The organism is Treponema sp. (assembly GCF_045657965.1).
Classification (GTDB): Bacteria; Spirochaetota; Spirochaetia; order Treponematales; family Treponemataceae; genus Treponema_D.
Map to the genome: position 1 here is coordinate 1 of NZ_JAZOUG010000126.1, position 3,821 is coordinate 3,821.

Consider the following 3,821-nt stretch of genomic DNA (forward strand, 5'->3'; position numbering starts at 1 on the left):
CTTACAATTAAAGAATAATCCGTCTGACTTCCGCTGTATAAATAAAGTGCTGAGCCGTCATAAACATAAGTTGCTGCAAAAGATTTTACAATCCCCGATATAGCAAAAACAGCCGAAAAAAGCACAATCCGTGCGAAGCGAGAAAGTTTTAATCTGCCATTTTTTGGAAATACCACGATTTAGATTATAACACTAATTTACAAGTCTTCAAAGCCGGAGATTTTTTCAACTCTGTAAAGTTCATTCAGACTGTCATCATGGACGATAGTTAAATCTGCATTTGAAACAGGTGAATTCCATTTTTCTTTATTAAAGCACTCGCAGGTTTCAAAATCTGAAAAAGCCCAGGATTTTCCGACTTTTAAAGTAACATCAGCCACAGGAGCATCATCATTTTTTGTCATATCGCAGAGAGTAACAATCAAATCTTTACAAACACTTTCCAAATCCATACTCAAATTTTCGGCAGTCTTTATAGTTTTCTTTACTCAACTGTAAATCTTCTAATTTTTTGCAAGGATTTTAAAATTAGCTGATTCAGTACTAATATTTCCTTCACTGTCAATACAAAGCAGAAGCACGAAGTGATTATTTCCATCAGCATAATCATCATAGGATAGTGTGAGAGCTCCAGCACCTTCTAATACTGTAGTCGTCATAGTATCCACATACCACTTATAAGATACATATGTTCCACCGGCTGTAAAAATAATCTGCTCAGAAGAATCTTCAACACTTGCAGTCATTTTGTCTGTACTTGTAACACTCGCACGTTTTGTCCATACGGCATACAAAGTCATATTCTCAGTTACACTTATATTCTTTTTATCTGAATAAGTCGCAGCCGTTGCCGTTGAAGATGTAGACCAGCCGGCAAAATTATATCCTGATTTTTCAAAAGTATTCTCGGACAAAGTCTGTGATTCTCCAAAGATGAAAGTCTGCGTACCCATAGAACCGCTCGTTGAACCATTTCCATCAAAAGTTACTATATAAGTTTCTACTTCCCATTTAGCATATACTGTAATATCTTCAGTTATCACAGTTGAGAAACTAAATACCGTTGTAAGTGATGAATCAGAATACCAGCCTTTAAATACATGACCAGTTTTCACTGGGTCTTCAGGCTGTTCTGCACAGGAATCATAATTTACAGATTGAGAAGCAACGGTAGAACCACCGTCTGTATTAAATGTAACTGTATATACTTTTGCTTCCCAGACCGCATAAAGATTCAAAGTTCCGCTCATCCAGTTTGATATGGAAATTGTGTATCCGTCAGAATAGTCAGCAGAAGTTGCAGAAGAACTTGTACTCCAGCCTAAAAAATTGTATCCGGTTTTTGAATATGAATTTGAAGGGAAGGAAGCTGTTTCGCCGTAAGTCATGTTCAAATCACTGACTGAGCCGGATGTAGAGCCGTTTCCGGAAAAAGTCACTGCCAGAGTCTGTATATTCCATTTTGCATAAAGCGTGTAATTCTGTTTTACCTGCGTTGTGAAGCTGAATTCTGAAGTTAAGGCAGAGTCTGTGTACCAGTTTACAAAATCATTTCCAGCCTTTACAGGAACATATAAAACAGCCGTGCTTCCCCAGGCAATGGTCTGTGTATCAACAGAGCTTCCACCGTTTGAATTAAATGTAACAGTAAATGTATTGATTGACCACTGAGCATAAAGAGTAATATTCGAAGAAAGCCATGAAGAAGCGGTAATTGCCTGAGTATCTGAATAAGATGTTCCGCTTCCGTCAGAAGAAGTATTCCAGCCGGTAAATGTGTAGCCTTCACGGGTAAATGTATTTGCGTTAAGTGAAGATGAAAGGGATGAGCTGTAAGTAAAAGTCTGTGATGAAACAGTTCCGCTTCCGCCGTTTGAATTAAACGAAACGGTAAAAGTCTGAGCTTCCCACTGAGCATATAACGTTGTATTTTCTGTTATTGAAATTGCCTGACCGTCAGAATAAGAAGTGCCGCTTCCGTCTGAAGAAGTGTTCCAGCCGGCAAAATTATAGCCGTATCTATAGTATGAATTTGCATTTAAAGACTGAGAAGAGCCGTAATAATAAGTCTGGCTTTCCATTGAGCCTGAACCGCTGTTTGAATTAAATGTAAGAGTGTATGAATCAGGTTCCCACTGCGCAATAAATGCAGCATCCATATTTGGATAGTTCGATTCTGTAAGAGTCTGACCGTCGCTATAAGTAATATAAACTCCACTTGATTTTTCAAAAAGCCAGTATCCAAAATGATGACCTGTTGGGGCAGTAAATGTATTTGTATTGAGCTGAGTTCCAACTGCAACATCTGTCATTGCTTCCATAGTGCCGCTTCCGCCGTTTGCATCAAAACTAATCGTAATATTTTCTGCAAGCCAGCAGGCATAAAGATTAATGACTGCGTTTTCCCGGTTAGCAAGATTTTTTACAGATACACCGTCGCTAAGTTCTGCTGTCGTTGAGTTTCTGTTTGCATAGTAATTCCAGCCTTTAAAAATAAAGCCGTTTCTGGTAAATGTATTTGAATTGAGATTTTCTTCAACATCATAAGTTAATTCCTGCTTTTCCATGGAATTTTCAACAAGATTTCCGTTTTCATTAAAGGCGACATAATAGTTAACTGCTTCCCAGTCGGCAGCATAAAACGAAGCCGGCGCAGAAGTAACAGCAACACCGACAACAACCGTCTGCACTCCATTATTATCAGTATTTATTTCAGCTGTCTGCATGTTTTCTGGAACTTCAGTTGAACCTGAAAAAGGATTTTTGTAATAAATCCAGCCGGCAATTTTATAGCCGGGCTTCATTACAAAAAACTCAGAAGAAGAAACACTCGGCATTTCAGTAAAGCCGAAAGTCTCACCGATTTTATAAGTAACTGAAGCAGAATTAACATCATCTACATCATCAGGATTATAGGCGTAATATGTATATGTTGTAGAAAAATCAGATTCTATATTTTCAGTAAAATCGTCACTGCAGGAAACAAACACGAATAGTGAAATAAAAATGAACAGAGAGAAAAATCTGAATAAAATATTTCTGTTTTTTTCAAAATAATTCATTTTTATACATCCCGTTAAAATCTGAATCCTGCACAGGCATAAGGCGTAAGTAAAAGAAGAGGACTTGAGCCTGAAGCAACATAAGAAAAATCAGTCCCAAGTTCAAAAACAAGGAACTTCCATGGCGTAAAGAACAGTGAAGCTCCCGCAGTAAAGGCAGGATAATAATAAGTTTCATCTTTTGGTGCAGAACGGCTTGAATATGATGAAATATACGAAAGAGAAGTTTCAAGCATATCTAAACCTAAGCCTGCCTTTGCCGAAACAAAGACTTTGCTGAACAATCTGTGCTGTAACACAAATTTTATATCAAAAATATTGGAAGTCAAGTTTCCTTTATAATAACGTGCGTCAATTGTGTCAAAAGTCTGTGTAGAAAATGCAAATTCACATCCAAATTTGTTGGAATTTGTTTTCCATGGAAGGAATATCGCACGCAGATTTAATATAAGACTATTATAATCGTAATATTCTGTCGTTACATTGTCTGCCAGATTAAAGCCATATCCGAATCCGCCTTCAAAAATAATGTCCTTCCATATGTAAGGATGAAGCCGTTTATATTCAAGCTTTGCAAGCCGCTTTGCTTCCTTTTCGGCTTCTTCTTTTTCTTTTGCAAGCCGCCTTTCTTCAGCTTCAAGCCGGGCTTTTTCTTCGGCAGCCGCTTTTTCTGCGGCAAGCTTTTCGTCTGCAAGCCTTTTTTCTGCTTCAAGACGGGCTTTTTCAGCAGCATCGCGTTCGGCTTTTAGGCGCGCCTCT

Annotated in this window: 3 protein-coding genes; all 3 read right to left on the reverse strand. The window is 38.0% G+C overall.

Annotated elements, in window-relative coordinates; all coding sequences use genetic code 11:
* Positions 1-197: 197 nt before the first annotated feature.
* The gene (locus ACKI5B_RS04555; protein WP_407426275.1) at positions 198-452 is read right to left on the reverse strand and encodes a hypothetical protein; all 255 of its coding nucleotides are present in this window, start codon (positions 450-452) and stop codon (positions 198-200) included.
* 51 nt (positions 453-503) lie between these two features.
* Positions 504-3,062: an InlB B-repeat-containing protein gene (locus ACKI5B_RS04560; RefSeq protein WP_407426277.1), complete on the reverse strand. Its 2,559-nt coding sequence runs from the start codon at positions 3,060-3,062 to the stop codon at positions 504-506.
* A gap of 14 nt (positions 3,063-3,076) precedes the next feature.
* Positions 3,077-3,821 (reverse strand): hypothetical protein (locus ACKI5B_RS04565; RefSeq protein ID WP_407426279.1); only part of this gene is annotated, 745 nt, incomplete at its 5' end.

Bases quoted from the DNA above. Each gene is read 5' to 3' on its own strand.
- ACKI5B_RS04555 (WP_407426275.1), bottom strand. From the start codon at position 452: ATGGATTTGGAAAGTGTTTGTAAAGATTTGATTGTTACTCTCTGCGAT.
- ACKI5B_RS04560 (WP_407426277.1), bottom strand. From the start codon at position 3,062: ATGAATTATTTTGAAAAAAACAGAAATATTTTATTCAGATTTTTCTCT.